Here is a 5,929-nt window from a genome sequence, read left to right as displayed (position 1 = left end):
CCTTCGGCAGTCTCCTGTCATGCCGCGCCGCTAACGCAGTTCCTCCGGCGGGGTCCGCTCACTGTCCACCTTCTCGACCCGCTCCAGCTCGCCCCACACGACGTAGCGGTACGTGCTCGTGTACACCGGCGTGCAGGTCGTCAGGGTGATGTAGTGGCCCGGCTTCTTCTTGCCGGATTCCTCGGGGACCTTCGAGAGGACCTTGACGTTGTACTTCGAGGTCTCGGGAAGAATGTCGTACACCTTGTAGACGTACCACTTGTCCTTCGTCTCGAAGACGACCGGGTCGCCCTTCTTGATCTTGTCGATGTTGTGGAACCGGGCGCCGTGGCCGTCGCGATGGGCGGCGAGGGAGAAGTTGCCGTTCTTGCCCGACGTCGGCAGGGCCGACTTGACGGGATCGGTGTAGTAGCCGGCGACACCGTCGTTGAGGATCTTGTTCGACGTGCCCTTCTCGACCAGGACCTCGCCGTTCTTCATCGCGGGCACGTGCAGGAAGCCGATGCCGTTCTTGGTGTCCAGCACGCCGGGGCCGCCCCGGCCGTGGGCCCAGTCGTCACGAACCTTGTCGGCCTGCTGGCCGGCCGCACGGTCGGCGACGACGTTCGTCCACCACAGCGAGTAGACGACGAACAGGCCGAGGACCAGGCCCGCGGTGATGAGGAGTTCCCCGAAGACACTGACCGCTATGGCGATCGGGCCGGGCCGGCGGCGTGCCGCTGCCCTCCGTGACGCGGGCGCGCCGATGTGCTCTTCGTGGTCCGTGTCGGTGGTCGCTGCCACTGGTCATCTGCCCTTAACTGACGAGCGCATCCGGCTTGCCCTTGCTGCGCGGCCGTTCCTCGACCATCTTGCCCCAGACGATCATCCGGTACTTGCTGGTGAACTCCGGCGTGCACGTGGTCAGCGTGATGTAACGGCCGGGCTCGGTGAAGCCCGACCCGGTGGGGACGGGCTTCAGGACGCTCGTGTTGCTCGGCGGGGTCACCGGCAGGATCGACGCCATCTTGTAGACGAAGTACTCGTCCTGCGTCTCCACGACGATCGGATCACCCGGCGTGAGCTTGTTGATGTACCGGAACGGTTCTCCATGGGTGTTGCGGTGGCCCGCGAGCCCGAAGTTGCCGCTCTTGTCACCCGGCATCGCGGTCTTCAGCGCGCCGTCCGCGTAGTGCCCGACCATGCCCCGGTCCAGGACGCCCTTGTTGCTGGTGCCCTCGGCGATCGGCACGACCACGTCCAGCTTCGGGATGTGCAGGATGGCGAAGCCCTGCCCCGGCTCGAAGGCCCCCGGGTTGCGCTTGCCGTTCGCCCAGTCGTCCTGGAGGCTGCTGGCCTCCTTGCCGGCCTGGGCGTGCGCCCGCACGTTCGTCCACCAGAGCTGGTAGGTGACGAACAGCAGCATCAGCACGCCGGTCGTGATGAACACCTCACCGATCGCCCGGCTGGCGACGACCGCCGCACCGGGCTTACGCGCCTTCGCCTGCCGCCGCGCCTCGACCCGTGACAGCGGCGCCCGCCGCCCCTCCTGGGCCGGGCCCTCCTGAGACGGGCGGGTGTCCGAAGCGCCGCCATGGCGCCCGTGACGGCGTTTGGCGGCCTTTCTGCGGGCCGCCCGGCCACCGTGGGCCGGTCCGGCCTGACGGGAGGCGGAAGAGCCCGGAGAGCCCGCTGTGGAGTCACCGGCCGCGGGCGGCGGATCCGGTATCCGCAGCGCCACCGTCTCCTCGTCGGCGGGAGGCAGGTACGGCTCCTCGGGGAGAGGCTCGTACGACGCCGTGTACGGATCCGGCTCCGACATGTACGGCTGTGGCTGCGGGTTGGGTTGCGCTTGCGGCTGCGGCTGCGGTCCCGGCTGTGGGGAAGCGCCGTACGCCCCCGAGCCCGACCAGTCCTCGAACGCACCCCGCGCCCCGTACGACTGCTGCCCGTACGAGGTGTCGGACTCGCGCTCGGGGCGCAGCGCCGTCACGCCGTGGCCCTGCCCACCACCGGGGCGAGCCCGGCCGACCTCGCCACCGCGCCCTGGTCGCCGCACTCCACCAGCCAGTTGGCCAGCATCAGGTGCCCGTGCTCGGTCAGCACCGACTCGGGGTGGAACTGCACACCCTCGACCGGCAGTTCGCGGTGCCTCAGGCCCATGACTATGCCGTCGTGGGTCCGGGCCGTGACCTCCAGCTCGGCCGGGACCGTGGTGGGCTCGGCGGCCAGCGAGTGGTAACGCGTCGCCGTGAAGGGCGAGGGCAGACCCGCGAAGACGCCCTTGCCCGCATGCTCCACCGGCGAGGTCTTGCCGTGCAGCAGCTCGGGCGCGCGGTCCACGACACCGCCGTACGCCACCTGCATCGACTGCATGCCCAGGCAGACGCCGAAGACCGGGACACCCGTGGCGGCGCAGTGCCGGACCATGTCCACGCAGACGCCCGCCTGCTCCGGAGTGCCGGGGCCCGGGGAGAGCAGGACGCCGTCGAAGCCGTCCTGGGCGTGCGCCGTCGACACCTCGTCGTTGCGCAGGACCTCGCACTCGGCGCCCAGCTGGTACAGGTACTGGACCAGGTTGAAGACGAAGCTGTCGTAGTTGTCGACTACGAGAATGCGCGCGCTCACTGGTTGTCCACCGTCACATCGTTGAAGGGCAGCAGCGGTTCCGCCCACGGGAAGACGAACTGGAAGAGGACGTAGACCACGGCCACGACCAGGGCGAGTGAGATCAGTGCCTTCACCCACGTGTTCCCCGGCAGATGCCGCCAGACCCAGCCGTACATGCCGTCCCTTCCGTCGTACCACGGCACCAGACCCACGCCGTACAGCCACCAGACTAACGGCGCAACGCCTCGGGTTTCCCGGCCTCCACAGGCTGGGTGGAGTCCAGGTGCGCCCAGACGATCAGACGATGACTGTGACCCCATTCCGGTTCGCACGTGGTCAGCGTCAGATACCGGCCCGGACGCGTGTACCCGGAAGTACGTGGAACAGGGTCGATCACCTCGATGTCCGAGGGCACTGTTTTGTACGGGCCTTTGTCGATCCGATACGTGAACCATGTCGTGCCGTCGCTCAGCACCACCGCATCGCCGCGCCGCAGCTTGGGAAAGTCCTTGAAGGGATCGCCGTAGGTGCGGCGGTGGCCGGCGACCGCGAAGTTCCCCTTCTGCCCGAGCTGGGCGGTGTCCGCGTAGTGCCCGAGGCCCTTCTTCAGGGTGCCGGTGGCGGTGCCCTCGAGCACCGGCTTGTTCCACGTGAAACCAAGACGCGGGATGTACATGATCGCGAAGGGCTTGCCCTTGGCGTAGGGCGCGGGCCCCGGCGGGCTCGCGAGGGAGCCGTCGGCCGGCGGACGGGGCTTCGACCACTCCTTCCGGAGCAGATCGATCTGGTCGTCCATGACGTGGTCGGCCTTTACACCGGTCCAGAACAGCACATAGACGACGAACAGCACGATCACGCTGCCGACGGTGATGCACAGTTCGCTGACGGTCCTGACGATCACGCGCACCGGCAGCTCCCCCGGCCTGGCTACTGCTCCACGGGCTTCGCGTAGTGCAGATCCACTGTGCCCGAGTAGCCGGGAAGAGTCACCGGCCCGTTCTCCTCGACTTTCCAGCCGAGCCCGTACACGTTGACGTAGACCATGTAGTTCTGGATCGCCGGGGACGCCGCGAGCGCCCTCTGCAGCTTGCCCGGGTCACCGACCGCCGTGATCTTGTACGGCGGTGAGTAGACGCGGCCCTGGAGGATCAGGGTGTTGCCCACACAGCGCACCGCGCTGGTGGAGATCAGCCGCTGGTCCATGACCTTGATGCCCTTGGCCCCGCCCTGCCACAGCGCGTTCACCACGGCCTGGAGGTCCTGCTGGTGGATGACCAGGAAGTCGGGCTGCGGCTCGGGATAGCCGGGGAGCTTGGCGGTGGCGTCCGGCGGGGCGTCGTTGAGGGTGACCGACAACGACTCGCCCTTGAGCTTCTGGGTGCCCGCGCGCTGCTCCAGGGCGGCGAGCTTGTCGTCCTCCGCCTTGGTGCTGCCGTCGTCCCGCTCGGCGAGCGCCTCTATGTCGGTGCGCAGGGTTCCGTTGGTCTCGTCCAGCTCGCCGTTCTCACGGCTGCGCTCATGGATGAGGTCGGACAGCTTCAGCAGGGAGCTGTCCGTGCGGATGTTGGTGCCCTTGGCGGTGTTGAAGCTGGTGAAGAAGATGAGCCCGGCGAGAGCGAAGACGACCGCCGTGAGGATTCGCACGGGCCGGAAGCGGCGCGCGCGCTCAGGGGTGGATCCCGTCCCGGGGGAGTCGGCAGAATTGCTCAACGTACCCTTATCTCCTTCGGCGCCACGGAAGCACTACGCTAACGGACGACCGGGGGAGCACTCAGAGTCCCCTTACGCTGCCCCCGAGCCAGACCCAGATCCCTGCGCGGCCACGCAGCGCATCGACAGGAGAGACCCTCGTGCCGAAGTCACGTATCCGCAAGAAGGCCGACTACACGCCGCCGCCGGCGAAGCAGGCAACGGCCATCAAGCTGACCAACCGTTCCTGGGTCGCTCCCGTGATGCTGGCCATGTTCCTCGTCGGCCTGGCCTGGATCGTCGTCTTCTACGTCACCGACGGTTCGCTGCCCATCGACACGCTGGGCAACTGGAACATCGTGGTGGGCTTCGGCTTCATCGCCGCCGGATTCGGTGTCTCCACCCAGTGGAAGTAGCGGTCACCGGACGGTGAACGCAGCTCTGCCCAGGGCTGTTCGCTGAGTTATCCACAGCGGTTATCCACAGGTGGAAAAGAAAGACGATCTGTGGATAACTCGTTGAGTGTTGACGCCGGTACGACGGAAGTACCGGAGCTCGAAAACCTGTTCGCCCCCTGCCTGACCTGCGGAAACGCAGGTCGGTGACAGGGGGCACATGTGTTCCCGCACCGTGTGCACAAGATTCGCCACCCGCTGTGGACAACATCACGCTCAGCTGAGCTGGGCCGTCCTCAGGAGGGTCAGCAGGACTACCACACCGAGGACCAGTGCGCAGGTGCCGTACTGGACCAGTGCTCGGCGCGCACGGGGGGCGTGGACCATGGCGTATCCGACGACGACACCGGCGACAAGGCCGCCGATGTGGGCCTGCCAGGAGATGTTGAATCCCGGGGCGAAGGTGAAGATCAGGTTGATCACCAACAGCGCGATGATCGGCCGCATGTCGTAGTTGAGCCGGCGCATCAGCACGGCCGTGGCGCCGAAGAGACCGAAGATCGCGCCGGAGGCGCCCAGTGTGGCCGTGTTCGGGGAGGCCAGCAGATAGGCCAGGGCACTGCCCGCCAGACCCGAGACTAGGTAGAGCGCGAGGTAGCGGACACGGCCGAGGGCCGCTTCGAGCGGGCCGCCGAGCCACCACAGGCTGAGCATGTTGAACGCGATGTGCCAGACCTCCTGATGTGTGAACATCGAGGTCACCATGCGGTACCACTCGCCTCCCGCCACACCCTGGGTGGGCGTGAAGGGCGCCGGCGGCCACGCGCCGAGCAGGACGATGTCGGTGAGGATCGACTCACGGACCTGGACGGCGATGAACACCGCCACGTTGATACCGATGAGGATCTTGGTCAGCAGGCGGGGGTCGGAGGCGATCGCGCCGCCCGCGAGCGTCCGGGGCATGGCGGCCGTGGGCGCGTGACCTGTGCCGGAGCCGGTGCGGACGCACTCGGGGCAATGGAATCCGACGGAGGCGTTGACCATGCACTCGGGGCAGATCGGGCGCTCGCAGCGGGTGCAGCGGATACCGGTCTCGCGGTCCGGGTGGCGGTAGCACATGGGGACGCTGTGGGCGTCCTGCGGGCTGCCCGCAGCCTGGTCGTCCATGAGATCCCCTATGTCGTGGAAGCCGTGGGTCTGTGGTGGAAGCCGTGGGTCACAAAAGCCGTGGTGGGAAAAGCCCCGCCCCGCTCATC

Annotated in this window: 8 protein-coding genes; 1 reads left to right on the top strand and 7 read right to left on the bottom strand. The window is 67.5% G+C overall.

All coding sequences use genetic code 11. From position 1 onward, the window contains the following. Nucleotides 1-30: 30 nt before the first annotated feature. Genes ACFTZL_RS39765 through ACFTZL_RS39740 form a run of 6 tightly spaced genes read right to left on the bottom strand, consistent with a single transcriptional unit; the run spans nt 31 to nt 4,299 of the window. Entirely contained in the window at nt 31-783 is a 753-nt protein-coding gene (locus tag ACFTZL_RS39765) for a class E sortase (protein WP_382593866.1), read from the bottom strand. 13 nt (nt 784-796) lie between these two features. Continuing rightward, nucleotides 797-1,972 (bottom strand): class E sortase, encoded by a 1,176-nt coding sequence (locus ACFTZL_RS39760; RefSeq protein WP_382593863.1) that lies wholly within the window; start codon nt 1,970-1,972, stop codon nt 797-799. Continuing rightward, nucleotides 1,969-2,607 carry an aminodeoxychorismate/anthranilate synthase component II gene (locus ACFTZL_RS39755; protein ID WP_382593860.1) on the bottom strand — a complete coding sequence of 213 codons (639 nt, stop codon included), beginning with the start codon at nt 2,605-2,607 and terminating at the stop codon, nt 1,969-1,971. Before ACFTZL_RS39755 ends, ACFTZL_RS39760 begins: the two co-directional genes overlap by 4 nt. Beyond that, nucleotides 2,604-2,801: a hypothetical protein gene (locus ACFTZL_RS39750; RefSeq protein WP_189727378.1), complete on the bottom strand. Its 198-nt coding sequence runs from the start codon at nt 2,799-2,801 to the stop codon at nt 2,604-2,606. The genes ACFTZL_RS39755 and ACFTZL_RS39750 overlap by 4 nt, the downstream gene beginning before the upstream one ends. A gap of 17 nt (nt 2,802-2,818) precedes the next feature. Further along, on the bottom strand, nt 2,819-3,496 hold the full coding sequence (locus ACFTZL_RS39745) for a class E sortase (RefSeq protein WP_382593857.1): 678 nt from the start codon (nt 3,494-3,496) through the stop codon (nt 2,819-2,821). 20 nt (nt 3,497-3,516) lie between these two features. Then, nucleotides 3,517-4,299: a DUF881 domain-containing protein gene (locus ACFTZL_RS39740; RefSeq protein ID WP_382593854.1), complete on the bottom strand. Its 783-nt coding sequence runs from the start codon at nt 4,297-4,299 to the stop codon at nt 3,517-3,519. Between the two features lie 140 nt (nt 4,300-4,439). On the opposite strand from ACFTZL_RS39740, the gene crgA reads away from it, so the two are divergent. Then, nucleotides 4,440-4,694 carry a cell division protein CrgA gene (gene crgA, locus ACFTZL_RS39735; protein WP_382593851.1) on the top strand — a complete coding sequence of 85 codons (255 nt, stop codon included), beginning with the start codon at nt 4,440-4,442 and terminating at the stop codon, nt 4,692-4,694. Nucleotides 4,695-4,949: 255 nt separating this feature from the next. Here crgA and ACFTZL_RS39730 read toward each other — a convergent pair whose 3' ends face one another. Then, nucleotides 4,950-5,840, bottom strand: a complete 891-nt coding sequence (locus ACFTZL_RS39730; protein WP_382593848.1) for a rhomboid family intramembrane serine protease — start codon at nt 5,838-5,840, stop codon at nt 4,950-4,952. Between the last annotated feature and the right edge of the window lie 89 nt (nt 5,841-5,929).

Origin of the sequence: Streptomyces sp. NPDC056948, assembly GCF_042674225.1 — a bacterium.
In the GTDB taxonomy this organism is placed as follows: domain Bacteria; phylum Actinomycetota; class Actinomycetes; order Streptomycetales; family Streptomycetaceae; genus Streptomyces; species Streptomyces purpurascens.
This window is presented reverse-complemented; position numbering and strand designations above follow the sequence as displayed.